This is a genomic window from Zeimonas sediminis (genome assembly GCF_023721795.1).
GTDB lineage: Bacteria > Pseudomonadota > Gammaproteobacteria > Burkholderiales > Burkholderiaceae_E > Zeimonas > Zeimonas sediminis.
Window position 1 is genome coordinate 2,270,972 of the sequence record NZ_JAMQYE010000001.1, and the last position, 22,994, is coordinate 2,293,965.

Here is a 22,994-nt window from a genome sequence, read left to right on the forward strand (position 1 = left end):
GACCCGAACCCCTGAGGTCCCGCTCGATGCACGCAGTACCCAGCCAGTTCCCCCTTCCCCAGCTTCCCTCTCCCAGGTCCTCCCGCAATGCACGGCTCCGCATCCGGCTCGCCGCGCTGCTCCTGCTGCTGTCCATGCTCGCGCTGCTCTTGCCCGCGGCCGGCGCCCAGCAGGTGCCGGTGCCGACGATCGCTGCGCGCTCGTGGCTGCTGCTCGACGTGACCAGCGGCCAAATGATCGCGGCGCAGGAGCCCGACATGCGGATCGAGCCCGCCTCGCTGACCAAGCTGATGACCGCGCACCTGGTGTTCAACGCGATCCAGGAGAAGCGCCTCGCGCTCGACGCGCGGCCGCCGGTCTCGACCGCGGCCTGGAAGGCGATCGGCTCGCGGATGTTCGTCGACCCGGGCAAGCCGGCCACCGTCGAGGAGCTGCTCAACGGCCTGATCGTCCAGTCGGGCAACGACGCGTCGATCATCCTGGCCGAGGCGGTCGCCGGCACCGAGCAGGCCTTCGCCGAGCTGATGAACCGGGAGGCGCAGCGGCTCGGCATGCGCAACTCGCAGTTCCGCAACGCCACCGGCCTGCCCGATCCCGAGCACTACACCACCGCGCGCGACCTCGCCCTGCTCGCCACGCAGGTCGTGACCGCTCACCCGGACTTCTATCCGCTGTACTCGAAGAAGGAGTACACGTACAACAACATCCGGCAGTCGAACCGCAACCGCCTGCTGTTCGTCGATCCGACCGTCGACGGCCTGAAGACCGGCCACACCGAGGCTGCCGGCTACTGCCTGATCGCTACCGCCCGGCGCGACCAGCCGGGCACGAACTTCCAGCGACGGCTGCTTTCGGTGGTCCTGGGCACCAGCTCGGAGTCGGTGCGGGCGATCGAATCGCAGAAGCTGCTGAACTGGGGCTTCCAGAACTTCGACGCGGTCCGTGTCCAGGCCAAGGGGCAGCCGAGCGGCGATTACCAGGTCTGGAAGGGCGCGGCGGACACGGTGCCCGGCGGCGTGGAGAGCGACCTGGTGGTCACGGTCCCGCGCGGCCAGGCCGACAAGGTCGTCGGGGAAGTCGAGCGGGTGCAGCCGCTGGTGGCGCCGATCGGCGTCGGCGAGCGGATCGGCACGCTGCGCGTCAAGCTCGACGGCAAGGTGATCGCCGAGCGGCCGCTGGTCGCGCTGAAGGCGGTCGATCAGGCCGGCTGGTTCGGCCGCGCCTGGGACAGCGTAAGGATGATGTTCGCGAAATGAACGCACGCCAGATCGTCTACCTGAACGGCGAGTTCCTCCCGATCGAGGAAGCGCGGGTCCCGGTCCTCGACCGGGGGTTCATCTTCGGCGACGGGATCTACGAGGTGGTGCCCGTCTACGGCGGCCGGCCCTTCCGCTGGGCTCAGCATCTCGCGCGGCTCGAGCGCAGCCTCGGCAAGGTCGGCATCGCGAACCCTCTGGACACTGCCGGCTGGACCACGCTGGTCGACATGCTGGTCGCCCGCCACCCCTGGCCGGACCAGTTCGTCTACATGCAGGTCACCCGCGGGGTGGCCAGGCGCGACCACGCCTTCCCGAAGGGCGTCGCGCCGACCGTCTTCGCGATGGCCAGCGAATTCGCGCCGGTGCCGCCGGCGCTGCTCGCGTCGGGCGTGTCGGCGATCAGCCTGCCCGACGAGCGCTGGCTGCACTGCGACATCAAGTCGACCTCGCTGCTCGGCAACGTGCTCGCGCGCCAGAAGGCGGTCGAGGCCGGCTGCGCCGAGTGCGTGATGTTCCGCGACGGCTTCCTGACCGAAGGCTCGGCCAGCAACATCTGGGTGGTCCGCAACGGCACCGTGTTCGGGCCGCCGAACGACAACCTGGTGCTCGAGGGCATCCGCTACGGCCTGATGGGCGAATTGTGCGAGCGGGCCGGCCTGCCGATCGAGCTGCGCCGGATCGTGCACTCCGAAGTCGTGGGCGCCGACGAACTGCTGCTCACCTCCGCCACGAAGGAAGTGCTCGCTATCACGGAACTCGATGGAAAGCCTGTGGGCAGCGGCAAGCCTGGCCCGATCTGGCAGCGACTGCACGAGGCCTACCAGCAGGCGAAGGCGGGCTGACGCGCATGCCGACCGACGCCGAGATGAAGGCGGCCTTCGACCGGATCGAGCAGCTGCTCGAGTTCCCGGTCGACTTCCCGATCAAGATCGTCGGCCGGCGCGTCGACGACTTCGCCCAGCGCATTTCCGAACTGGTGCGCGAGCACGCCCCCGACTTCGACCCCGCCGCGATGGGCCTGCGCACGTCGGCCAAGGGCAACTGGCTGAGCCTGACCGTGGTCGTGCGGATGCATTCGCGCGCCCAGCTCGAGGGCCTGTACCGCGCGCTCGGCGAGCACCCGCTGGTCCGGATGGTGATCTGAGCCCGCGCGTGGGCGCCCGACCGCTGATCAGGCCGCTGGAGCGGCTCGCCTATGGCGAGGCGCTCGCCCGGATGCGGGCTTTCACCGCATCGCGCGAGGCCGGCACGCGCGACGAGATCTGGCTCGTCGAGCACGAACCGGTGTTCACGCTGGGCCTGGCGGCCCGCCGCGAGCACCTGATCGCGACCGGGAACATCCCGGTCGTGCAGACCGAGCGCGGCGGCCAGGTCACGTATCACGGCCCGGGGCAGGTGCTGGCCTACGCGCTGATCGACCTGCGCCGCCACGGCCTGATGGTGCGCGACTTCGTGCGCGTGATCGAGCAGGCGGTCATCGAGGTGCTGGCCGGCCTCGGCTTGACCGCGGTCAGGCGGGAAGGCGCACCGGGCGTGTACCTTTCCGGGCCCGGCGGGGAGGCCGGGGCTAAAATCGCGTCCATCGGGATCAAGGTCTCGCGCGGCTGCACCTACCACGGCGTCGCGCTGAACGTGGCGATGGACCTCGAGCCGTTCGGGCGGATCGACCCCTGCGGCTATCCGGGGCTGGCGGTCACCGACCTGCGCAGCCTGCTCGGCCCCGCCGCTCCCGCCATGGAAACCGTGGCCACCCTGCTCGGCGAGAAGCTCGCCGACCTGATCGAAGGCAAAGCATGACCTCGCCCCTGCCCCCCTCGTCCGACAAGGCCGCGCCGGCCTACGACCCCACCGCCAAGCAGAAGTCGGCGGCCAAGACCTCGCGCATCCCGATCAAGGTGGTGCCGGCCGGCGAGATCCTGAAGAAGCCGGAGTGGATCCGCGTGAAGGCGGGCTCCAGCTCCACCCGCTTCAACGAGATCAAGCAGATCCTGCGCGAGCACAAGCTGCACACGGTCTGCGAGGAGGCCTCCTGCCCGAACATCGGCGAGTGCTTCGGCAAGGGCACGGCCACCTTCATGATCATGGGCGACAAGTGCACGCGGCGCTGCCCGTTCTGCGACGTCGGCCACGGTCGCCCCGATCCGCTCGATGCGAACGAGCCCGAGAACCTCGCGAAGACGATCGCCGCGCTGCGCCTGTCCTACGTGGTGATCACCAGCGTGGACCGCGACGACCTGCGCGACGGCGGCGCCCAGCACTTCGTCGACTGCATCCGCAAGGTTCGCGAACTCTCGCCGGCCACGAAGATCGAAGTGCTGGTGCCGGACTTCCGCGGCCGCATGGACCGCGCGCTGGCCATCCTGGAGGCCGCCCCGCCCGACGTGATGAACCACAACCTGGAAACCGTGCCGCGCCTGTACAAGGAGGCGCGCCCGGGCTCGGACTACGCGCATTCGCTGAAGCTGCTGCAGGAGTTCAAGCGGCGCGTGCCCGGCGTACCGACCAAGTCCGGCCTGATGGTCGGTCTCGGCGAGACCGACGACGAGATCCTCGCGGTGATGCGCGACATGCGCGAGCACGACATCGACATGCTGACCATCGGCCAGTACCTTGCGCCTTCGACCGCCCACCTGCCGGTGCGCCGCTACGTGCATCCCGACGTGTTCCGGATGTTCGAGGAGCGCGCGTACGAGATGGGGTTCACGCATGCGGCGGTGGGGGCGCTGGTGCGGTCGAGCTATCACGCGGACCAGCAGGCGCACGCGGCGGGCGTGGCCTGAGCGGCGTGCGGCCGGGCCTGCGGCGCCCGGCGTGCGCTGCGTTCGATCGGTCGCGCGCATTCGCCCGGGCCGGCGGGCGGCGAGCCCGAACCCGGGCAAGTGCTGCGGCCCCGCTGCGCGGGGCTGCCCTCGCCCACCTCGAAATCTCGCACCCGCCTCGCAGGGGGCTTCGCCCCGCGGCGAGCGGGTCCCGCGAGATTTCTTTCGGTGGCGCTCGGCTTGCACAATGCCCGGGTTCGGGCTCGCCGCCCGCCGGCCCTGGATGTCGTGCACTGCGGATCGCTGACGCTCCCCGTCCTCTCCCGCTCTCTGCCCGCTCTGCCTCGCCTCTCTCTCGCCGGAGGCCGCGCCGTCCGCACACTTCACCGCCAAGCTCTGCCGGAGGATTCGACGTGAACGCTCCGCTCGCCATCAACGCGCCGCTGGCCGCGCTGCAGACGCACCCCTGGGCCTTTCCGGCGCTGGAGGCGCTCCACATCGCGGGCATCGCGCTGATGCTGGGCAACCTGGTGATCTTCGAGTTGCGGCTGTTCGGGCTCGGCGCGGGCATCGCGCTGCGGCCGCTGGCGCGGCTGGCGCTGCCGCTGGCGGTCGCCGGCTTTGCGGCGATCGTCGTCAGCGGCTTGCTGATGTTCGCAAGCCAGGCGGGGGAATTGCTGACGAACCCGGCGTTCCGGCTGAAGATGCTGCTGCTGGTCGCCGCCGGCTGCAACGCGGTCTGGTTCCACGCGCGCGGGTCGCTGGCCCGCGCCGAGGCCAGCCCGGCCGGCGCCGACCCGCTCGGCCGCCTGCTGGGCGCCCTGTCGCTCGCGCTGTGGCTGGGCGTGCTCGCCTGCGGCCGGGCGATCGCCTACGTCTAGACGTCTGGATGCGATGGTCGGCCGACCATCGCGCCTGAAGGAGAACCGAATGCATCGACGAAGGATCCTCGGCCTCATCGGCTCGACGCTCGGCGCCGCGCTGGCCGGCGCGGCGCCCGGCAGCGTGCTCGCGCATCACGGCTGGTCCAGCTTCGACCCGAACCGGCCGCTCTACCTGCGCGGCCGCATCAAGGCGGTGCGCTGGCGCAATCCGCATGCCGAGATCGACCTCGAGCCGGCCCCGGGACTGGCCCTGCCCGGCGGCCTCGAGTCCCGCGCCCTGCCGGCCCAGGTTTCGCAGTTCGACGGCAAGGCGATCCTCGCCGCCACGAAACTGGTGCCGCGCACCGACGTCGTCTGGACCGTCGAGCTCGCGCCGCTCACGCGGATGCAGGCCTGGGGCGTGGAGCCGCTGAAGGAAGGCGAAACGGTCGAGATCGTCGGCTACACGCTGACCGACCAGAGCGAGCCGGTGCTCCGCGCCGAGTGGCTGTTCAGGGCTGGCAAGACCTACGGTCTGCGCTCGTCGCCGGCCTGAGCGGCCGGGGGCGAGGCGCGGCCCGAACGGCCGGGGATCGGCGCAGCCGCCCCGCACGGCACGACATCCAGGGCCGGCGACGGGGAAGGCCGCTTCCGGGCACTGTGCAAGCCGAGCGCCACCGAAAGGAATTTCGCGGGACCCGCTCGCCGCGGGGCGAAGCCCCCTGCGAGGCGGGTGCGAAATTCCGAGGTGGGCGAGGGAAGCCCCGCCGAAGGCGGGGCCGCAGCACCGTGCCCGGAAGCGGCCTTCCCCGCCGCCGGCCCGGGCGAATGCCACCAACGAGCGGTGGCGCCGAGTCCCGCCCGTTCAGGCCACGCCGAGATAGGCCTGCCGGATGTAGTCGTCCTTCGACAGCTCGGCGCTGGTGCCCTCGCGCCCCACGTGGCCGTGCTCGAGCACGTACACACGGTCGGCGATCCTCATCGCCGACTGCGCGTCCTGCTCGGCCATCAGGATCGCGGTGCCCGACTCGCGGATCTTGCGGATCGCGTCGAAGATTTCCATCTTCAGCTTGTGCGCGATGCCGACCGAGGGCTCGTCGAGCAGCAGCAGCGCCGGCTTGCCCATCAGCGCCCGGCCGATCGCGACCATCTGCTGCTGGCCGCCCGACAGCGTGCTGACCACCTGCGCCGCCCGCTCGCGCAGGATCGGGAACAGCGAGTAGACGAAGTCCAGGTCGCGCTGCACCGCGTCGCGGTCGCGCCGCAGGTAGGCGCCGAGCATCAGGTTCTTCAGCACGGTGAGCTCGGGGAACAGCCGGCGGCCCTCCGGGCAGTGGCAGATGCCCTTGCCGACCACCTCGTGCGCGGCAAAGCCTTGCAGCGATTCGCCCCGCAGGTTCAGCACGCCCTGCGAGGGCTGCATCCGCGACACCGCCTTCAGCAGCGTCGACTTGCCGGCGCCGTTCGGCCCGAGCACCGACACGATCTCGCCCTCGCCCACCGACAGGCTGACGTTCTCGAGCGCGATCGCCTTCCCGTACCAGACCGACAGGCCGGAGACTTCGAGAAGGGGCTTCATGCTGCCTCCGTGTCCGGCGCGTTGCCGCCGATGTAGGCCTCGATCACGCGGGGATGGGTGACGATCCGCTCGGGCACGTCGTCGGCGATCATCTCGCCGAAGTCCAGCGCGATGACACGGTCCACCAGCTTCATGAACTCGTGAAGCTTGTGCTCGATCAGCAGCACGGTGAGCCCGGTCTCGGCGTGGATCTTCCTGATCAGCGCCGACAGGTCGGCGATCTCGCCGGCGCCCAGGCCCGCGAAGGGCTCGTCGAGCAGCAGGAGCTTCGGGCCGGTGGCCAGCGCCCGCGCGATCTCGAGCCTGCGCTGGTCGCCGTAGGACATGACCTCCACCGGCATGCCTTCCTTGCCGCCCAGGCCCACCTGCTCGATCAGCTCGCGCGCCCGGGCATCGCGGCCCTGCGGCGGCGCCGGCTGCGCGAGGCTGCCCACCTTGACGTTCTCGAGCACCGTCATGCCGACGAAGGGCCGGCACAGCTGGAAGGTGCGCGAGATGCCGAGCCGGACGATCCGGTGCGGCGCCACGCCGCGGATCTCCCGCCCCATGAACGCGACCCTGCCCTCGTCGGGCGGGATGAAACCGGTGAGCAGGTTGTAGAGGGTCGTCTTGCCCGCTCCGTTGGGGCCCAGGATGCCGACCACGTCGCCTGCGTTCACCGCGAAGCTCACGTTGCTGACCGCGGTCAGGCCGCCGAAGCGCTTGGTGAGGCCTTCGACCTCGAGGATCCGGGTCATGTCGACGACCTCCCGAAACGCGCGCGGAAGCGCTCCCACAGCGGCGCGATGAAGCCCTGGGGCAGGAAGAACAGGATCAGGATCAGCACCACGCTGTAGATCATCAGCCGCCACTCGCCGAAGTCGCGAAGCAGCTCGGTGAGCAGCACCAGCAGGATCGCGCCGCCCACCGGCCCGTAGATCGAGGCCATGCCGCCCACGTAGACCATCGTGATGACGGTGATCGAAGTGACCACCTCGAACAGCGCGGGGCTCACCTGCAGCTGGTAGTGCGCGTACATCGCGCCGCCGCCGCCCGCGATCGCGCCGCTGATCACCAGCGAGGCGATCTTGTAGTAGGTGACGTTCAGGCCGGCGGCCTGGCAGGTCGCCTCGTCGCCGCGGATCGCGCGCAGGATCAGGCCCCAGTTCGATCGCGCCAGCGCGATCAGCACGGCGGTGACGCCCACCAGCACTGCCAGCGCGAAGTAGTAGAAGCCCAGCTGCGAGTCGATCAGCGGCTCGACGCCGTTGATGCCCTCCTCGCCGCCGGTGTACTCCCAGAAGATCAGCATCAGCCGCTGCATGATCACCGCGCTCGACAGCATCGCCAGCGCGAAGTACGGGCCCTTGAGCCGCAGCGTGGGAAAGCCCATGACCAGCGCGAACAGCGAGGCGACCACCATCGCGGCCGGGATGCTCCACCATCCGTCGAAGCCCCACACCGTGTTGAGGAAGCCGGCGGTATAGGCGCCGGCGCCGATGAACAGCGAGTGCCCGAAATTCTCCCGCCCGGTCAGGCCGGACATGAAGTCCCAGCTCACCGCCCAGATCGCGTAGATGACCGCGACGGTCAGCACGCCGGTCAGGTAGGCATTGCCGACGATCACCGGCAGCACGGCCATCACCGCGATGAAAAGCGCGGCGCCGGCCAGGTCGATCTTCTTCGTGAACATTCTTGCCGGTCTCCTAGAATGCCGCGCGCTTGCCGAAGATGCCGGCCGGCCGGAAGACCAGCATCAGCAGCGTGGCGAGCACCGAGATGATCTCGGTCCAGCTGGTGGAGATCACGTATGCGACGATGGTTTCGGCGTAGCCGAGCATCAGCGCCGCCAGGATGCTGCCCGGGATCGAGCCGAGCCCGCCGACGACGACGATCGCGAAGGCCTTGACGATCGGCAGCAGCCACATCGTCGGCTGCACGGTCAGGAAGGGCCCGGCGAGGATGCCTGCCGCAGCCGCCAGCCCGGCCGATAGCGCCATGACCAGCGCGAAGATCCGGTCGCTCGGGATGCCCATGTACTGGGCAGCCTCGGGGTCCTGCGAGATCGCGAGAATCGCCGAGCCGAGGCGGGTCCGCTGGATGAACAGCCACAGCGCGCCGATCAGCACGATGCCCGCGACCAGCGTCAGCAGCCGCTGGCCGGCGATGTCCACGCCGGCGATCGTGTACTTCGCGGAGACCAGCGCCGGCACGTTCCGGTACTCGGAGCCGAAGCCCAGGAAGAGGGCCTGCTCGACCGCCAGCGCGACCGCCAGCGTGATCATCAGCACCGCGAGCAGCGACTGCTTGCGCATCGGCCGCACGAACACCCGCTCCATGACGACGCCGAAGACCGCGACGAAGGCGATCGACAGCAATGCCGCCGGCACCAGCGGCAGGCCGAGCGAGGTGAGCAGGTAGGCGCCGTACGCGCCCAGCGCGTAGAACGAGCCGTGCGCCAGGTTCAGGATGCGCGCGACGCCGAAGATCAGCGTGAAGCCGACCGCGAGCATCGCGTAGATGGCGCTGGACACCGCGCCCTGTATCAGGATTTCGGCCAAGAGATACCCCCGGCAGGAGAAGCTCGGCTGCGAGCGGGATCGGGAAGCCTGCGCCGCCCGGCGCTGGGGCCGGCGGCGTGCGACACGCCAGGCGCCACCGGCATCGCCGCGAAGGGCGATGCCGGCGGGCAGGCGAGGTCAGGCTCGGGAGACGGGCTCCGTCACTTCTTGACCCAGGCCGGCAGGATCGGCTCGGCGGTGCGAAGCTCCTTCGGATAGACCACCTCGCGCGTGCAGCCCGGGCGCCACTGGGCGAACAGCAGGTTCGGGTGCTTGCCGCCGGCCTTCACATCGTGCGAGTCGTCGAACTCGATCAGGCCGGTGACGCCGACGTAGCTGGTCTTCTCCAGCTCCTTGATGACCTTCTCGGGGTCGGTCGTGCCCGCCGCCTTGACCGCGTTGGCGTAGATGTAGACCGAGTCGTTGGCGAAGAAGCCGGTGTAGACCGACGTGCGGTTGGTCCGCTTCTTGAACTCGTCGAAGAAGGCCTCGGTCTTGGGCGTGATCGGCGCGCGCACCGCGAAGTTGGCGGCGATCTCGGACACCGACTTGCCGCCGATGCGCTCGCAGAAGTCGCCGTCCATGCTCTTCACGTCGATGCCGCCGTAGGGCATCGGCATCTGCGAGTCGTGCCACTGCTTGGCGAAGATGTCGCTCGATGCGTGCGACAGGATCACGACCATGAACTCGGCGCCCGAGTCGCGCACCTTGGAGAACAGCGGCGAGAAGTCCGAGGTCTGCGTGTCGAACAGCTCGGTGAATCGCACGTCGGCGCCGCCCTCGGTGGCGCTCTTCTTCAGGATCGGCACCAGGTCCTGCACCCACTTCGCGTTCTCGCCGACGATCGCGACCTTCTTGCGCCCGAGCTCGCCGACGACAAAGCCGGAGATGAAGCCGCTGACCTGCTTGGCCTGGTGGCCGGAGTGGATCGGGCCGACGCGGAAGATGTACTTGTACTCGTCGTAGTCCTTCTTGACGCGCTGGGTGATGGCCGGCGACGCGGCCCCCACGCCCAGGTAGATCGTCTTCGAGCGGGCGATGTGCGGCAGCTGCGCGAGCGTGACGCCGCTGGTGTAGCCGCCGATCATCACGTCGACCTTCTCCTCGGCCGTCAGCTTCTTGATCGCGTTGATGCCGGCTTCGGGCTTCTCGGTCTCGTCGGCGGGGACCATCTCGAGCTTGCGCCCGAGCACGCCCCCCTTCGCGTTGATGTCGTCGATCGCCATCTGGACCGCTTCCTGGGTGTCGCGGCCGACCTGGAGCTGGACCGCGGTCGGCACGCCGATCCGGATCGGCTTGTCCTGCGCGAGAACCGGCGACTGCGCGAGCGCTGCGGAAAGGGCGGCACCGACGGCGGCCGCCATCATCGAACGACGCTTCATGGGGATGTCTCCTGTGTCGTGGAGCCCGGTGCGGGCTTCCCGTTCTTCGTGCGGCCGGCCGATCGCCGGCCCCCGACGAATCGAGGCTAGCCCCGCGGCTCTCGCAACGTCAAGGCGGAGCGTTCCGTACGCCGCGCCCGCGAACGGTGCAGGACCGCATTTCGGAACAGCGGTCGCGAACGCGGCCCGCGCGTTCGACAGTGTCGATCAGGCAGGCGAGGTCGGCAGCGCGAGCCGCGGAACCGGGCAATCGATCGCGGCGGCCACCGCGCGAACGAAGGCGTCGAAGTCCGGGTTGCCCGGGGTTCGCGCCATCTTCGCGAGCATCTTCAGCAGCAGCGGCTTGTCCAGCGGCGGCAGGGTCACCAGCGTGTCCAGCGCGTGCGCCAGCTCGACCGTGTCGAGCTCGTCGGGGGTGGCGGCCGGCGGGGGCACGCCGAGCAGCGCCGCGGTTTCGGCCAGCGTGTCGCGGGTCGTGCGGGCGGAGGCCTCGCCGATCGCGGCGGCCATCGCGAACAGCGCGGCCAGCGCGCGGCCGTGCGCGGCCCGCCCGCCGGCCGCCCGCAGCACCGAGTTCCTGGCCCCGCCAGGCGCCTGCGGCAGGAGGCGATGGCGTGCCAGCGTGTAGTGCACCCACTCGGCCGAATCCACACGCCCGTCGCGCTCGATCGTGCGGCGGCATCGGTCGAGCATCTCGCGCCGGTGCGTGCTGCTCCAGCGCCGGATGCGCGCGAGCATCAGCTCGAGCACCGGCACCCGCAGCGCAGCGCCCGCCGGCGACAGCAGCCAGCGCAGGGCCGCGGCGACCCTCGGGTCGCCTTCCTCGCCTGCGCCGCCCTCCGCGTGCCCCGCCACCAGCGCGCAGAGCCACCGGCTCGCATCCTCGCGGTTCAGCGCGGGGGCGCGCATGCGCTCGATCAGCGCGGCGGCCGGCGTCGCCGAGAGCGGGACGGCCGCCGGCCGGTCGTCGGCGGCGATCGCCATCGTCTCCGCCCACCGCAACACGTCGGTGCGCGACTCGTCCCCGCCCGGGGCCGGCAGGCCCGCGAAGGCGCCGGCGCGCGGGGCGAGCCGCGCCGGCAGGTGCAGGCGCGACACCAGCCTGGCGCCGAGCGACTCGCCCGGAATCGCCGGCGCGCGCGAGACCTCGAGCGCCGGCTGCACGCCGATCGCGCGATCGCGCAGCGGCGGCATCGGGCGACCGTACAGCCGGCGGATGCGCTCCGCCAGCGGCGGGTGCGAGTCGAACCAGTCGCCCGCCCCCGCCGGCTGCACCAGCAGGAAGTGGCTGACGAGCGCCTCGTAACCGCCGTGCCCCGGGCCGGCGGCAGCGCCGGTCATCGAGTGTTCCGCGGCGATCCGCCGCAGGGCGCTGCCGAGCCCGTCCCGATCGCGGGTCAGCTGCACCGCCACCGCGTCGGCGAGAAACTCGCGCTGGCGGCTGATGCCGGCGCGCAGCAGCTGCCCAGCGAACACGCCGAGCAAGCCGAGCGCGGAGACCACCAGGCCGGCCGCCCCGGCCAGCGGAGAGAGCAACGACAGCGGCCCCGCGCGGCCGGCGCCGCGCTGCAGTGCCGACTCGAGCAGGTGTCCGCCCGCGATCCGCAGCGAGTACAGCCCGTAGAGCGCCGCGGTGAGCCGCACGTTGCGCGCGGCGTCGCCGCCGAGGATGTGGGCGAACTCGTGCGCCACCACGCCCTGCAACTGCGCGCGGTCCAGCCGCTCGAGCGCGCCCCGGGTCAGCATGATCGCGGCGATCGCCGGCCGCTCGCCGGCCGCCAGCGCATTGATCGCCGGATCGTCGATCACGTAGAGCGCCGGCACCGGCACGCCGGCGCCCACGGCGACCTCCTCGGCCACGTCGCGCAGGCGCCTGTGCTGCGGGTTCGCATCGTCGAGCAGACGCGCGCCGAGCCGCTCGGCCAGCACGTCGCCGCTGTCGCCGAGCCGGTGGCGCTCCAGCCAGGCGCTGCCGCCGACGATCAGCAGGACGACGAAGGCGTTCGTGGCGACGAAGTAAGGCGGCGCGCCCGCGCCTGCGAAGAGCAGGCGCCAGGTCGCCAGCGCCGCCAGGTTGACGGCCACGACGACGGCGACGATCGCCAGCCCGAACAGGAGCACCAGCCGCGCGGACAGGGTCCGTGCCCGGTCCTGGTGGGCGAAGAAGTCCATCTCTCGACCGGGTCCTTCAGAGTGCGACGGCTACAGCCTCGCGCTGCGCCGGGGCGGCGGCCGGCCTCAGCATCCGGGTGCGGACGAAGCCGAACAGCGTCGCGACCAGCGATGCCGGAAAACTCTCTATCCCCGTGTTGTAGGTGGCGGCCTGGTCGTTGTAGGCCTGGCGGGCGAAGGCGATCCGGTTCTCGGTCGTCTGCAGCTCCTCGGTGAGGCGCCGCACGGTCTCGTCGCCCTGCAGCGCCGGATAGGCCTCGACCAGCGCCATCAGCCGGGCGAGCGGGCCGGCCAGCACGGCTTCGGCGTGCTCGAGCGCCTCCAGGGCATGCGGATCGCGCGGATGGGCGCGCGCCTCGGCGCTCGCCTCGCCGACCTGCTTGCGGGCCGCGATCACCGCCTCGAGCGTGCGCCGCTCGTGCTCCAGGTAGCCGCGGGTGGCGGCTACCAGGTTTGGGATCAGGTCATGGCGCCGGCGAAGCTGGACGTCGATCTGCGCGAACGCGTTTTCGCAGCGGTTGCGCAGCGTGACGAAACGGTTGTACGCCGCCACCGCCCAGAGCAGCGGCAGCAGCAGCAAGACGACGAGCAGGATCGGACCGCTGGACATGTTCGCGCATTCCCCAAGCCCCTCGATCGGGGCACCAGGGAATTGTCCGTCGGTGCGTGCGCGAGCGGTTGGCCGCTCGTCGGCCCCCCGGCAGCATCCATCCGGAGGCCGGCGATGCACGGCGGGAAACCCCTGACGGGGCCCGCTGAGCGCCCTGCCGTTGCCCTGGGAATGCCCCGCCGGCGGCAGGCGCCGGCGGAACGCGCGCCGACCTCGGCGCGCTTGCCGGAATGCTCGCCGGCTTCCGGCGCGCTTACTTCTGCTGCGCGGCGCCGTGCAGGCGGGCAGCCTCTTCCTCGGTGATCAGCTCGAACACGGTGACCACGCGCTGCACGCCAGAGACCCGGCTCGCGACCTGGGCCGCACGGTCGGCCTCGCGCCGGCTGACCAGGCCCATCAGGTAGACGGTGCCCGACTCGGTGATCACCTTCACCGTGTTGCCCTTGATGTCCTGCGCGTTGATCAGTGCGGTCTTGACCCGCGCGGTGATCGAGGTGTCGGCGGCCCTGGAGGTGAGCGACGGGCTGCCGAGCACCTGCAGCTCGTTGTGCACCGAGCGCACGTTGTCGATCGCGGCGACGATCCGCTCGGCGTTGCGCTTGTCCTGCTCGGTGGCCGCCTGGCCGGTGAGCAGCACCTTGCGGTTGAAGCTGGTCACCGAGATCGACGACTGCCCGAGGGTCGCGCGGATCTGGTCGGCGGCCTTCAGCTCGATCGCCTGGTCCTCCGTCTGCGCGCCGACGGTGCGGCGGTCGATCGCGGCCATCGTGCCCACGGCCACGCCGGTGGCGGCCAGCGGCACGCATCCGGTGATCGCGAGCGTGGAAGCGATGAGGGCGCCGGCTACGGCGACACGAAGGGTGGCGTTCATGCGGGAACTCCTATCGGTGGCACGGACCGGCGTCACTCGCCCATCAGGGAGACGTCGATGCCGTCGCAGAGGCAGTGGATGATCAGCAGGTGCACTTCCTGGATGCGGGCGGTGCGGTCGTGCGGCACGCAGAGGTGCACGTCGCCGTCGCCGAGCATCTCGCCGAGGCGCCCGCCGCCCCGGCCGGTGAGGGCCACGATCGCGAGCCCGCGCTCGCGCGCGGCCTGCGCGGCGGCGAGCACGCTCGGCGAATTGCCGCTCGTGGAGATCGCGACCAGCACGTCGCCCTCTCGGCCGAGGCCCCGCACCTGCTTGGCGAAGACCTGCTCGAAAGCGTAGTCGTTGGCGATCGCGGTGAGGATCGAGCTGTCGGTCGTGAGCGCGACGGCGGCGAGTTCGGGACGCTCTCGCTCGAAGCGGCCGATCAGTTCGGCGGCCAGGTGCTGGCTGTCGCCGGCCGAACCGCCATTGCCGCAGACGAGCAGCTTGCGGTCGGCGGCCAGCGCCGAGGTGATCAGCTCGACGGCCCGGGCGATCGGCCCGGCCAGCGGCTCGGCCGCCTCCTGCTTGAGGCGCGCGCTGTCCTCGAAATGACCGCGGATTCGACGCTGTAGATCCATCGAATCGATTATACCGACCGGAATTGCATGCCTCAGAATGCGCCGCGTATCCAGTCGATCCCGCCCGGGCGCACCGCGCAGACGTCGAAGCGGCAGGCCGGCCAGCGGTCGCCGAAATTCGCGCAGAGCCAGCGCTGCGCCTCGCGCCTGACCCGCTGCTGCTTCGCCCAGCCGACCGACGCCGCGGCACCGCCGAAGTCGCTGCGGGAGCGCGCCCTGACCTCGACGAAGACGAGCTCGTCGCGGTCCTGCATGATCAGGTCGATCTCGCCGAGCTTGCTCGACACGTTGCGCGCCAGCGGCCTGAGCCCGCGGGCGACCAGGAAGTCGAGCGCGCCTGCCTCGGCCGCATCGCCCGCGCGCTGGGTGGGCGAGCGGCGTGCCGGCAACCCGGGCCGGCCGGCCGGGGCTGGCGGGCGCCCGGCGCGCGCCACGGCTCAGCGGGGGGCGGCGATGCCGAGCACGCCGTCGCGGTACTCGGCCAGCAGGGGCAGCCGGTCGACGCGCGCATCGCGGGCCAGGTCGAGCCGCAACAGCCCGGTGACGCCGTCGATGTCGGCGTGGGTCTCGCCGGCCATCAGCACCTGCCCGAGCCGCAGCGCGTCGATGCCCAGCGCATAGACCTTCTGGAGCTCCACGTTGAGCTCGCGCTGGCGCGGATAGGCCATGACCGCCGGGTGATCGGGCTGCACCTGCCAGGGCATCACGACCAGGCGCACACCGTCGAGCTCGGGCGAGCGGATCACCGGCGCCTTAGGGTCGCGATCGCCCATTTCGGGGGTGGCGCCGGAGTTCAGCACCGACGTGCCGTAGACGAACGCGCGCTCGCCGATCGCGCCGCGCAGCGTCGGCACCCGAGAAGGGGGCATCGCCGCGAACCAGACGTCGGCATCGACGCCCCGCAGCGCGCTGCGCAGCGTGGAGATCGACGCGCTCGCCATGTCGGTCTCGACCGCCTCGTAGTACTCGCCGCCGGACTGGTACCAGCGCTCGATGAAGGCCCCGACGCTGCGCTGCGAAAGCGGCGAGCCGTCGTGGACGATCGCGGCGCGCGGGCGGCGGGCGGTCTGGAAGGACGCGGCGTCGCGATACGCGTACGAGGCCACCTGCTCGGCCTCGTTCTCGATGGACAGGCCGAACAAGGCCATGTTGGGCGGCGGGGCGACGCCGTCGGTCTGGTTCAGCGCGAGCACAGGCAGCGGCAGCGGGCCGGTGGCGGCGAGCGCAGTGACCGCGTTGCGGGTGAGCGGCCCGATCGCCAGCTGGAAGCCGCGCGCGGCCAGGCGGTCGCACAGCCCGCGAAGCTCCGGACCGGACTCGGTGGTCTCGATGACCTCGACCGCGAAGCCCGCGCCGTCGCGCGAGTGGGCGGCGCGCACGCCGTCGGTCAGCGCGAGCGCCGCGCGGCGGTAGACTCCGTTGGCCGGGGGAACCAGCAGCGCGATGCGCGACGGGCCGGCGCCGATGCGCTCGCGCTGTTCCGAAGGCGTGCCGAAGGTCGCCGCGACACCGCCGTTGGCGGCCTCCTGGGCGAAAGCCGGGAGGGCAGACGCCGCCACCGCGGCCGCGGCCGCGCGGGCGATCGAGCGCAGGCTGCGGCGGCGCGAAACGAGGCGATGGGTCATTGCGGAACGGACATGAGCGATATCAATGACGCGGGTCGCGAGCGGCCCGCCGGGGCGGATGGCATCGGGACATTATATGTAGTGGCCACCCCGATCGGTAACCTGTCCGACCTGTCCGAACGGATGATCCTGACCCTGCGGGAGGTCGACTGGGTGGCCGCCGAGGACACACGAACCACGCGGGTGTTGCTCGATCGGGCCGGCTCCTCGGCGCGCACGCTGGCGGCGCATCGCCACAACGAGCGGGCATCGGCCGAGCGGGTCGCCGAGCTGCTCGCGCAAGGCCGGCGGATCGCGCTGGTCAGCGATGCGGGCACGCCGGCGGTCAGCGATCCGGGCTGCCGGATCGTGTCGGCCGCGCTCGACGCCGGCGCCCGCGTCGTGCCGATTCCCGGGCCGTCGGCCGCGATCGCGATGGTCTCGGCCAGCGGGCTGGTCGAGGGCCCCTTCCATTTCGAGGGCTTCCTGCCTTCGAGGCCCCGCGCGCGCGACGAACGGCTCGCCGCGCTCGCCCGGCTGGCCTGGCCCTTCGTGCTGTTCGAGGCCCCGCACCGGATCGCCGCGACGCTGCCGGCGATCGCCGAGCGCTGCGGCGCCGATCGTCTGGTGGCGATCGGCCGCGAGCTGACGAAGCGCTTCGAGGAGGTGCATCGCTGCGCGGTGGGCGAGGCCGCCGACTGGGTCGCCGCCGACCCGAACCGCCTGCGCGGCGAGTACGTGCTGGTTGTGGCCGGCGCCGGCGAAACCGAAGGCGATGAAGCGGCAGGCCTGGATCCGCGCCGGCTCCTCGAGGCGCTGCTGCAGGAACTGCCGCCGAGCCGCGCGGTCAAGGTGGCGACCCGCGCGACCGGTCTGCCGCATCGCGAGCTGTATCAGCTGGCGCTTTCGATTTCCAAGGGATCTGGCGACAGCGAGCGCTGACTTACCAGCTCATCGCAACGACCCTCACCGCTGTGTCGGGAAGGGCTGCAGCTCGGTCTCGGCGCGGACCCGCTCGGCCGCCGCCTGCGCGGCCTCGCGGGTCGGCCACGGGCCCGCCTGCAGCTTGTACAGCCCGCCGTCGGCCACCACGTCGATCGGCGCGCCCAGCCCGGTAAGCCGGGCCGCCAGCCGCTCGCGGGCGGCGCCCGCGTTGTCGGCCGAGCCGAAGGCGCCGAGCTGCAGCCAGAAGCCGCGCTCGAGCGGCGGAACCGGGGTGCCGACCATCTCGGTCTGCAAGCTCAGCCGCTCGGGCTCCGACGCCGCCGGCTGCGCGGCGGGGCGTTCAGCAGGCGCAGGCCCCACGGCTGGCGCGGTCGACGCGGCGGCCACGGCTGGCGCGGTCCGTGCTGCAGGCGCCGCCGGCACGGCCGGCGCAGCGGCCACCGTCGTCGCCGGCCGGTCCCCGAACTCGGTGATCAGCTCGACCTCGACCTCGGCGCTGCCGGCGTCGACGTAGCCGAGCTTGGCCGCCGCGGTGTAGGACAGGTCGATCAGCCGGTCGTGAAGGAAGGGGCCCCGATCGTTGACGCGCACGACGACGCTGCGGCCGTTGCGCAGGTTCGTGACCCGCACGTAGCTCGGGATCGGCAGCGTCGGGTGGGCGGCGGTCATCGCGTACATGTCGTAGGGCTCGCCGCTCGAGGTCGGGTTGCCGTGATAGCGGCGGCCGTACCAGGTCGCCACGCCGCGCGCGCGGTAGGGTTCGAGCCGCGCCATCGGCCGGTACTCGCGCCCGAACACCACGTACGGCCGCGCGGTTCGCGGCAGCAGCGGCTCGGCGCGCGGCACCGCGTCGGGAATCGACGCGAGGTCGGGCGGCGGCACGCTGCCCGGCCCGTCGTCGAGGTAGTAACGGCCGCCCCGCCCGGGCGCGCCGGCGGCCGGCGCCGCGCCGGGCGAGGCCGTGGCCGCCTGGCCCGGCGGCGCCCCCGCCGCGCCGGAAGGCCCGCGCGGTCCGGCGCAAGCGCCGAGCAGCGACAGGGTGACGAGCACCGCGGCCAGCGCCGGGCCGCGATGCAGGCTTCGTTCGGTCTTCATCGGTTCGCTCCCTGCGGCGCGCCTTCGGGCGGTCGGCCCGCCCCGGCAAGCGCCGCGTCGACACGCCTGCGGAAATCCTGCAGGTACTCAAGTCCGTCGATCGCGCGGCTGCCGTACCACGAGGTCATCTCTCCGTCGATCGTCAGGCAGACGGGGCCGTGCCCTTCACTATCGAGCGCCTCGCGCAAGGCGCCGGCATCGCGCTCGCGGAAGCGATACGGCTCGGACGACAGCAGCACCGCGGCGGCACCGCTGTCGCGAATCCAGTCGAGGTCGACGACCGGGTAACGTGCCTCGCCGGGCGGGGCCAGCGCGACCATCCCCGCCTCGGCCAGCATCCGCGCGATGAAGGTGTCGGGGCCCACCGTCATCCACGGGTCCTTCCAGATCAGGTAGACGACCGGCAGCGCCGGGAAGCGGCTGGCCCGCAGGCCCGCCAGCGCCGACGCGAAACGGTCGGCCAGCACCGCCGCCTGCGGCCGCCGGTCGAACAGTTCCCCGAAGCGCCCGATCAGCGCCAGGTTGTCCTCGACGCCGATCGGGTGCGTGACGACGATCTCCGGCACGAAGCGCGCGAGCGCGTCGACCGTGGGTTTCTCGTTCTCGTCGACGTTCACGACGAGGTGGGTCGGCGCGAGCTCCCGGATGCGCTCGATGTCGACGTCCTTCGTGCCGCCCACCTTGGGCACCTCGCGCAGGGCCTCGCGGGGATGGATGCAGAAGCCGGTCCGGCCAACCAGCGCGTCGCGCAGGCCGAGCTCGCACAGCAGCTCGGTCAGGCTCGGCACCAGCGACACGATCCGCGCATGCATCGCACTGCCCCGCCGTCAGCCGTCGGCGCCGACGCGCGCCTTGCGCGGCGCGCGCGCGAACAGCCGGTCGAACACGGGGTTGGGCAGCCCGCGCAGCAGCCCGGCCACGATTCGCATCTGCCACGGAATCACGACGAAGCCGCGGCCGGCGTCGATCGCCCGCACCGCGCGCCGCGCGAACACGTCGGCGTCGGTCAGGAAGGGCATCGGGTAGCGGTTGCCGGCGGTCATCGGGGTGCGGATGTAGCCGGGCGCGATCGTGACGACCCGCAGCCCGCTGCCGCGCATCTCGACCCGCAGGCTCTCCATGTACGCGATCGCGGCGGCCTTCGAGGCGCTGTACGCGCCCGCGCCCGGCAGGCCGCGAATGCCGGCCACGCTGGCGATTCCGACCAGCGTGCCGCTGCCGCGCGCGCGCATCGGGCCCACGAAGGGCGCGAAGGTCTCCGGCAGCGCGATCAGGTTGGTCTCGACGATCCGGCGAAACACCTCGGCGTCGGCCGCCTCGCCGGTGATCGTGCCGGCGCTGATGCCGGCATTGGCGATGACCACGTCGGGCACGCCGGCCTCGGCGACGAAGCGGCCGGCCGCCTCGGCGAGCGCAGCGCGGTCGGTGACGTCGGCGACCAGCTCGAGCGCGGACGCTCGACCGCCCGACTCGGCGCGAACCGCCTCGCCGACCTCGCCCAACCCGGCGGCACGCCGGCCGAGCAGCCCGATCCGGGCGCCGGGATGCCGCCGCGCGTACTCGATCGCGAGTGCCGCCCCGAGCCCGCTCGAGGCGCCGGTCACGAAGACCGTCGGCGCGCGACCGGCAGCGCTCATCGCATCACTTGCGCGCCCTGCGCTCGATCTCGATCAGCTGGTCGAGCATGCGCAGCGCGCCGGCGTTCGAGCCGACCATGCTGGGCGCGGTGTAGTACTTGCCGTTGACCGCCATGGCCGGCACGCCGTCCACGCCGTAGGCGTCGACGACCTGCGCCGCGCGGCGCATCTTGGTGCGCACCGCGAACGAGTCGAAGGTCTCGCGGAAGGTCTTGCCGTCGATCCCGTGCTTGCCGAGCAGCGCGACCATCTTGTCGACCGTGTCGAGGCGGTCGCGGTCGACGTGGATCGCGCGGAAGATCGCGTCGTTGACCTCGGCGGCCTTGCCCATCGACTCGAGCGTGTAGAAGAGCTGCTGGTGCCTGCGCTCGCCGAAGGGCACGTGCAGCTTGCGGAACACCACGTCGTCGGGCAGCTTGGCCACCCAGTCCTTGAGCAGCGGCTCGAGCGAGTTGCAGTGCGGGCAGCCGTACCAGAAGAACTCGATCACCTCGATCTTGCCGGGCGGTACGTCGGTCGGCTGGGCCGGTCGCACCGGCCGGAAGTCCTTGCCCTCGCGGGGGGCCTGCGCCAGCGCACCGATGGGCGCAGCGATCGCCGCCGCACCGGCGGCCATGATCATCGAACGTCGGATTCGATCGGTCATTGCGTTGTTCCTCTTGTTGGCGGCGTCAGCGCTGGCGGACCACGGACGACTCGAAGCCGCCGTCGATCAGCCGCGCCCGAGCGCGGTTCGCCTCTTCCTGTGTCGCGAACGGCCCGATCCTGACACGGTGCATCGTCTGTCCGTTGACCTCGGCCTGCACCACCCGGGCCTCGAAGCCGAGCAAGGCCAGCCTGGCCTTCATGCCTTCGGCGTCGTCGACCGAGCGGAAGGCCGCGACCTGCAGCAGGTAGCCGCCGTCGGCGGTAGCGGGCGCCGAGCCGGCCGGCGCGCCGGCAGCCGGCGGCTGGGGCGTTGCCTGCGACGGCGCGGCGGCGGGCGCGCCCCCGGGCGCCGTGCCGCCCTCGGGCGCGGGCTGGCGCCCGAGGAGCGGCGCGTTCGGGTCCGGCAGCGGCGCGCCGGCCTCCGGCGCGGTCACCGTTTCGGGGGCCCGGTGCGACTTCTTCACGAAGGGCACCGGCGCGCGGGTCACGAACAGCGCGACGACCACCGCGATGCCCAGGCCCAGGACCAGACCCGCCAGGAATCCGAGCAGCGTTCCACCGCGCTGCGACCGGGTCTTCGCCATCACATCCTCTCGGGGGCCGACACGCCGATCAGCGCGAGCCCGTTTCGCAGCACCTGGCGCGCGGCCACCAACAGGGCCAGCCGCGCATTGCGCAGAGCCTCGTCGTCGACGAGGAACCTCTCGGCATTATAGTAAGAGTGAACTTCCGAGGCTAAATCCTTGAGATAAAAGGCAATGGCGTGCGGCGCCAGTTCATCGACCGCCTCGGCCACGCGCTCCGGAAACTCGGCGAGCCGGGCGATCAGCGCGAACTCCCTGGGCGACGCGAGCGGCGACAGGTCGACCCTGCCGGCAGCCGCCTCCGAGGCCAGCCCGGCGACGTCGCCGCCCCACTGCGCGAACACCGAGCACAGCCGCGCGTGCGCGTACTGCACGTAGTACACCGGGTTCTCGTCGCTGCGGGCGAGCGCCAGGTCGACGTCGAAGACGAACTCGCTGTCGGCCTTGCGCGAGATCAGGAAGAAGCGAACCGCGTCGCGGCCGCGCTGCTCGTCGGCGCCGGTCGGCTGCCCGGCCTGGTCGCGCAGCTCGCCGCTCCAGGTGATCAGGTCGCGCAGCGTCACGTAGGAGCCGGCGCGCTTGGAGATCTTCACCTCCTCGCCGCCGCGCATCACGGTGACCATCTTGTGCAGCACGTAGTCCGGATAGCCTTCCGGGATGCCGGCGCCGAGCGCCTGCAGGCCCGCGCGCACCCGCGCGATGGTTCCGTGGTGGTCGGAGCCCTGGATGTTGATCGCGCGCTGGTAGCCGCGCTCCCACTTGGTCACGTGATAGGCGACGTCGGGCACGAAGTAGGTGAACCCGCCCTCGGACTTGCGCATCACGCGGTCCTTGTCGTCGCCGTAGTCGGTGGTGCGCAGCCACAGCGCGCCGCCGTCCTCGTAGGTGCGGCCCGCTGCGACCAGCGCGTCGACCGCCTTCTGCACCCGGCCGTCGGCATACAGCGACGACTCGAGGTAATAGTTGTCGAAGCGCACGCCGAAGGCGCGCAGGTCGAGGTCCTGCTCGCGGCGCAGGTAGGCCACCGCGAAGCGCCGGATCGCGTCGAGGTCTTCCGGGTCGCCGGCGCCGGTCACCTCGGGCACCCGCTCGGCCGAAACGGTGGCGCGGGCCAGGTAGTCGTTCGCGATGTCGACGATGTAGTCGCCCCGGTAGCCGTCGGCCGGGAAGGACGGGTCGTCGGGCGACAGCCCGCGGGCGCGCGCCTGCACCGAGCGCGCCAGGTTCTCGATCTGGGCGCCGGCGTCGTTGTAGTAGAACTCGCGCGTGACCGCCCAGCCGTCGGCCTGCAGCAGCGCCGACAGCGCGTCGCCGAGCGCACCCTGCCGGCCGTGCCCCACGTGCAGCGGGCCGGTCGGGTTGGCCGACACGAACTCGACGACCACCTTGCGGCCGGCGCCCCGCGCCCCGCGGCCGAAGGCCTCGCCGTCGGCGAGCACCTGCGGCACCGCCGCGCGCTTCGCATCGTCGCGCAGCCGGATGTTGATGAAGCCGGGCCCGGCGATCTCGAGCGCCTCGATCATCGAGGCGAGCGTGTGCGGCGGCGCCACAGCGCCGTCGTCGGTCGAGCAGTCGACGTCGAGCTCGCGCACCCGCTCGGCGAGGTCCTCGGCGATCTTGCGCGGCGCGGCCTTCAGCGGGCGCGCCAGCTGCATCGCCAGGTTGCAGGCGAGGTCGCCGTGGGCGGCCTGCTTGGGCCGGTCCAGCGTGACCTCGGGCGCGGGAAGATCGACGCCGGCCCGCGCGGCCAGCTCGGTGGCAGCCTGCGCGAACAGCGCGGCCAGCCGGGATTTCTGTTCCTTCAGCATGGGGCGCGATTGTACTTG

General features: G+C 71.8%; 25 protein-coding genes. 8 read left to right on the plus strand and 17 right to left on the minus strand.

Features of this window, described 5'->3' with window-relative positions; translation table 11 throughout:
* The first annotated feature begins 134 nt into the window (after positions 1 to 134).
* The 7 genes from M6I34_RS10690 (at position 135) to M6I34_RS10720 (ending at position 5,437) form a co-directional block, all read left to right on the plus strand.
* Positions 135 to 1,256, plus strand: coding sequence for a D-alanyl-D-alanine carboxypeptidase family protein (locus tag M6I34_RS10690; protein WP_272486657.1), 1,122 nt, complete (start codon positions 135 to 137; stop codon positions 1,254 to 1,256).
* Positions 1,253 to 2,101 (plus strand): D-amino acid aminotransferase, encoded by an 849-nt coding sequence (locus M6I34_RS10695; RefSeq protein WP_272485666.1) that lies wholly within the window; start codon positions 1,253 to 1,255, stop codon positions 2,099 to 2,101. Before M6I34_RS10690 ends, M6I34_RS10695 begins: the two co-directional genes overlap by 4 nt.
* 5 nt (positions 2,102 to 2,106) lie before the next feature.
* Positions 2,107 to 2,403 carry a YbeD family protein gene (locus tag M6I34_RS10700; protein WP_272485667.1) on the plus strand — a complete coding sequence of 99 codons (297 nt, stop codon included), beginning with the start codon at positions 2,107 to 2,109 and terminating at the stop codon, positions 2,401 to 2,403.
* Between the two features lie 71 nt (positions 2,404 to 2,474).
* Positions 2,475 to 3,056 carry a lipoyl(octanoyl) transferase LipB gene (lipB, locus tag M6I34_RS10705; RefSeq protein ID WP_418953551.1) on the plus strand — a complete coding sequence of 194 codons (582 nt, stop codon included), beginning with the start codon at positions 2,475 to 2,477 and terminating at the stop codon, positions 3,054 to 3,056.
* Entirely contained in the window at positions 3,053 to 4,039 is a 987-nt protein-coding gene (lipA, locus tag M6I34_RS10710) for a lipoyl synthase (RefSeq protein ID WP_272485668.1), read from the plus strand. The genes lipB and lipA overlap by 4 nt, the downstream gene beginning before the upstream one ends.
* A gap of 392 nt (positions 4,040 to 4,431) precedes the next feature.
* Positions 4,432 to 4,899, plus strand: coding sequence for a hypothetical protein (locus M6I34_RS10715; RefSeq protein WP_272485669.1), 468 nt, complete (start codon positions 4,432 to 4,434; stop codon positions 4,897 to 4,899).
* A gap of 49 nt (positions 4,900 to 4,948) precedes the next feature.
* Positions 4,949 to 5,437 carry a DUF6152 family protein gene (locus M6I34_RS10720; protein ID WP_272485670.1) on the plus strand — a complete coding sequence of 163 codons (489 nt, stop codon included), beginning with the start codon at positions 4,949 to 4,951 and terminating at the stop codon, positions 5,435 to 5,437.
* A 309-nt stretch (positions 5,438 to 5,746) separates the two neighbouring features.
* On the opposite strand, the gene M6I34_RS10725 is transcribed toward M6I34_RS10720, so the two are convergent.
* The 11 genes from M6I34_RS10725 to M6I34_RS10775 all read right to left on the minus strand — a co-directional run bounded on the left by M6I34_RS10725 (position 5,747) and on the right by M6I34_RS10775 (position 16,280).
* The gene (locus M6I34_RS10725; protein WP_272485671.1) at positions 5,747 to 6,460 is read right to left on the minus strand and encodes an ABC transporter ATP-binding protein; all 714 of its coding nucleotides are present in this window, start codon (positions 6,458 to 6,460) and stop codon (positions 5,747 to 5,749) included.
* Positions 6,457 to 7,197: an ABC transporter ATP-binding protein gene (locus tag M6I34_RS10730; RefSeq protein WP_272485672.1), complete on the minus strand. Its 741-nt coding sequence runs from the start codon at positions 7,195 to 7,197 to the stop codon at positions 6,457 to 6,459. The genes M6I34_RS10725 and M6I34_RS10730 overlap by 4 nt, the downstream gene beginning before the upstream one ends.
* Complete coding sequence (locus tag M6I34_RS10735) at positions 7,194 to 8,132, minus strand: branched-chain amino acid ABC transporter permease (protein WP_272485673.1); 939 nt, start codon at positions 8,130 to 8,132, stop codon at positions 7,194 to 7,196. Before M6I34_RS10735 ends, M6I34_RS10730 begins: the two co-directional genes overlap by 4 nt.
* Positions 8,133 to 8,145: 13 nt before the next feature.
* Positions 8,146 to 9,000 (minus strand): branched-chain amino acid ABC transporter permease, encoded by an 855-nt coding sequence (locus tag M6I34_RS10740; protein WP_272485674.1) that lies wholly within the window; start codon positions 8,998 to 9,000, stop codon positions 8,146 to 8,148.
* Positions 9,001 to 9,161: 161 nt separating this feature from the next.
* Positions 9,162 to 10,382: an ABC transporter substrate-binding protein gene (locus tag M6I34_RS10745; protein WP_272485675.1), complete on the minus strand. Its 1,221-nt coding sequence runs from the start codon at positions 10,380 to 10,382 to the stop codon at positions 9,162 to 9,164.
* A gap of 207 nt (positions 10,383 to 10,589) precedes the next feature.
* The gene (locus M6I34_RS10750; RefSeq protein WP_272485676.1) at positions 10,590 to 12,554 is read right to left on the minus strand and encodes a M48 family metalloprotease; all 1,965 of its coding nucleotides are present in this window, start codon (positions 12,552 to 12,554) and stop codon (positions 10,590 to 10,592) included.
* Between the two features lie 16 nt (positions 12,555 to 12,570).
* A complete protein-coding gene (locus M6I34_RS10755) occupies positions 12,571 to 13,164 on the minus strand; it encodes a LemA family protein (RefSeq protein WP_272485677.1) in 594 nt (197 codons plus the stop codon).
* Between the two features lie 253 nt (positions 13,165 to 13,417).
* The gene (locus M6I34_RS10760; RefSeq protein WP_272485678.1) at positions 13,418 to 14,035 is read right to left on the minus strand and encodes a BON domain-containing protein; all 618 of its coding nucleotides are present in this window, start codon (positions 14,033 to 14,035) and stop codon (positions 13,418 to 13,420) included.
* A gap of 32 nt (positions 14,036 to 14,067) precedes the next feature.
* Positions 14,068 to 14,655 carry a phosphoheptose isomerase gene (locus M6I34_RS10765; protein WP_272485679.1) on the minus strand — a complete coding sequence of 196 codons (588 nt, stop codon included), beginning with the start codon at positions 14,653 to 14,655 and terminating at the stop codon, positions 14,068 to 14,070.
* A gap of 32 nt (positions 14,656 to 14,687) precedes the next feature.
* Complete coding sequence (locus M6I34_RS10770; protein WP_272485680.1) at positions 14,688 to 15,044, minus strand: YraN family protein; 357 nt, start codon at positions 15,042 to 15,044, stop codon at positions 14,688 to 14,690.
* A gap of 48 nt (positions 15,045 to 15,092) precedes the next feature.
* Positions 15,093 to 16,280, minus strand: a complete 1,188-nt coding sequence (locus M6I34_RS10775; RefSeq protein ID WP_272485681.1) for a penicillin-binding protein activator — start codon at positions 16,278 to 16,280, stop codon at positions 15,093 to 15,095.
* 12 nt (positions 16,281 to 16,292) lie between these two features.
* On the opposite strand from M6I34_RS10775, the gene rsmI reads away from it, so the two are divergent.
* A complete protein-coding gene (rsmI, locus tag M6I34_RS10780; RefSeq protein WP_272485682.1) occupies positions 16,293 to 17,201 on the plus strand; it encodes a 16S rRNA (cytidine(1402)-2'-O)-methyltransferase in 909 nt (302 codons plus the stop codon).
* 24 nt (positions 17,202 to 17,225) lie between these two features.
* Here rsmI and M6I34_RS10785 read toward each other — a convergent pair whose 3' ends face one another.
* Genes M6I34_RS10785 through argS form a run of 6 tightly spaced genes read right to left on the minus strand, consistent with a single transcriptional unit; the run spans position 17,226 to position 22,976 of the window.
* The gene (locus tag M6I34_RS10785) at positions 17,226 to 18,299 is read right to left on the minus strand and encodes a septal ring lytic transglycosylase RlpA family protein (protein WP_272485683.1); all 1,074 of its coding nucleotides are present in this window, start codon (positions 18,297 to 18,299) and stop codon (positions 17,226 to 17,228) included.
* Positions 18,296 to 19,111, minus strand: a complete 816-nt coding sequence (locus M6I34_RS10790; RefSeq protein WP_272485684.1) for a helical backbone metal receptor — start codon at positions 19,109 to 19,111, stop codon at positions 18,296 to 18,298. Before M6I34_RS10790 ends, M6I34_RS10785 begins: the two co-directional genes overlap by 4 nt.
* A gap of 15 nt (positions 19,112 to 19,126) precedes the next feature.
* Complete coding sequence (locus tag M6I34_RS10795; protein ID WP_272485685.1) at positions 19,127 to 19,936, minus strand: SDR family oxidoreductase; 810 nt, start codon at positions 19,934 to 19,936, stop codon at positions 19,127 to 19,129.
* 4 nt (positions 19,937 to 19,940) lie between these two features.
* Positions 19,941 to 20,582: a thiol:disulfide interchange protein DsbA/DsbL gene (locus M6I34_RS10800; RefSeq protein ID WP_272485686.1), complete on the minus strand. Its 642-nt coding sequence runs from the start codon at positions 20,580 to 20,582 to the stop codon at positions 19,941 to 19,943.
* A 25-nt stretch (positions 20,583 to 20,607) separates the two neighbouring features.
* Positions 20,608 to 21,168, minus strand: a complete 561-nt coding sequence (locus M6I34_RS10805) for an SPOR domain-containing protein (RefSeq protein ID WP_272485687.1) — start codon at positions 21,166 to 21,168, stop codon at positions 20,608 to 20,610.
* Entirely contained in the window at positions 21,168 to 22,976 is a 1,809-nt protein-coding gene (gene argS / locus M6I34_RS10810) for an arginine--tRNA ligase (protein WP_272485688.1), read from the minus strand. Before argS ends, M6I34_RS10805 begins: the two co-directional genes overlap by 1 nt.
* Positions 22,977 to 22,994 lie beyond the last annotated feature (18 nt).

What these genes read in the sequence shown, in the direction of transcription:
- M6I34_RS10690 (WP_272486657.1), top strand. Translation starts at nt 135, where the DNA reads ATGCTCGCGCTGCTCTTGCCCGCGGCCGGCGCCCAGCAGGTGCCGGTG.
- M6I34_RS10695 (WP_272485666.1), top strand. Translation starts at nt 1,253, where the DNA reads ATGAACGCACGCCAGATCGTCTACCTGAACGGCGAGTTCCTCCCGATC.
- M6I34_RS10700 (WP_272485667.1), top strand. Translation starts at nt 2,107, where the DNA reads ATGCCGACCGACGCCGAGATGAAGGCGGCCTTCGACCGGATCGAGCAG.
- lipB (WP_418953551.1), top strand. Translation starts at nt 2,475, where the DNA reads ATGCGGGCTTTCACCGCATCGCGCGAGGCCGGCACGCGCGACGAGATC.
- lipA (WP_272485668.1), top strand. Translation starts at nt 3,053, where the DNA reads ATGACCTCGCCCCTGCCCCCCTCGTCCGACAAGGCCGCGCCGGCCTAC.
- M6I34_RS10720 (WP_272485670.1), top strand. Translation starts at nt 4,949, where the DNA reads ATGCATCGACGAAGGATCCTCGGCCTCATCGGCTCGACGCTCGGCGCC.
- M6I34_RS10725 (WP_272485671.1), bottom strand. Translation starts at nt 6,460, where the DNA reads ATGAAGCCCCTTCTCGAAGTCTCCGGCCTGTCGGTCTGGTACGGGAAG.
- M6I34_RS10730 (WP_272485672.1), bottom strand. Translation starts at nt 7,197, where the DNA reads ATGACCCGGATCCTCGAGGTCGAAGGCCTCACCAAGCGCTTCGGCGGC.
- M6I34_RS10735 (WP_272485673.1), bottom strand. Translation starts at nt 8,132, where the DNA reads ATGTTCACGAAGAAGATCGACCTGGCCGGCGCCGCGCTTTTCATCGCG.
- M6I34_RS10745 (WP_272485675.1), bottom strand. Translation starts at nt 10,382, where the DNA reads ATGAAGCGTCGTTCGATGATGGCGGCCGCCGTCGGTGCCGCCCTTTCC.
- M6I34_RS10750 (WP_272485676.1), bottom strand. Translation starts at nt 12,554, where the DNA reads ATGGACTTCTTCGCCCACCAGGACCGGGCACGGACCCTGTCCGCGCGG.
- M6I34_RS10755 (WP_272485677.1), bottom strand. Translation starts at nt 13,164, where the DNA reads ATGTCCAGCGGTCCGATCCTGCTCGTCGTCTTGCTGCTGCTGCCGCTG.
- M6I34_RS10760 (WP_272485678.1), bottom strand. Translation starts at nt 14,035, where the DNA reads ATGAACGCCACCCTTCGTGTCGCCGTAGCCGGCGCCCTCATCGCTTCC.
- M6I34_RS10765 (WP_272485679.1), bottom strand. Translation starts at nt 14,655, where the DNA reads ATGGATCTACAGCGTCGAATCCGCGGTCATTTCGAGGACAGCGCGCGC.
- M6I34_RS10775 (WP_272485681.1), bottom strand. Translation starts at nt 16,280, where the DNA reads ATGACCCATCGCCTCGTTTCGCGCCGCCGCAGCCTGCGCTCGATCGCC.
- rsmI (WP_272485682.1), top strand. Translation starts at nt 16,293, where the DNA reads ATGAGCGATATCAATGACGCGGGTCGCGAGCGGCCCGCCGGGGCGGAT.
- M6I34_RS10785 (WP_272485683.1), bottom strand. Translation starts at nt 18,299, where the DNA reads ATGAAGACCGAACGAAGCCTGCATCGCGGCCCGGCGCTGGCCGCGGTG.
- M6I34_RS10790 (WP_272485684.1), bottom strand. Translation starts at nt 19,111, where the DNA reads ATGCATGCGCGGATCGTGTCGCTGGTGCCGAGCCTGACCGAGCTGCTG.
- M6I34_RS10795 (WP_272485685.1), bottom strand. Translation starts at nt 19,936, where the DNA reads ATGAGCGCTGCCGGTCGCGCGCCGACGGTCTTCGTGACCGGCGCCTCG.
- M6I34_RS10800 (WP_272485686.1), bottom strand. Translation starts at nt 20,582, where the DNA reads ATGACCGATCGAATCCGACGTTCGATGATCATGGCCGCCGGTGCGGCG.
- M6I34_RS10805 (WP_272485687.1), bottom strand. Translation starts at nt 21,168, where the DNA reads ATGGCGAAGACCCGGTCGCAGCGCGGTGGAACGCTGCTCGGATTCCTG.
- argS (WP_272485688.1), bottom strand. Translation starts at nt 22,976, where the DNA reads ATGCTGAAGGAACAGAAATCCCGGCTGGCCGCGCTGTTCGCGCAGGCT.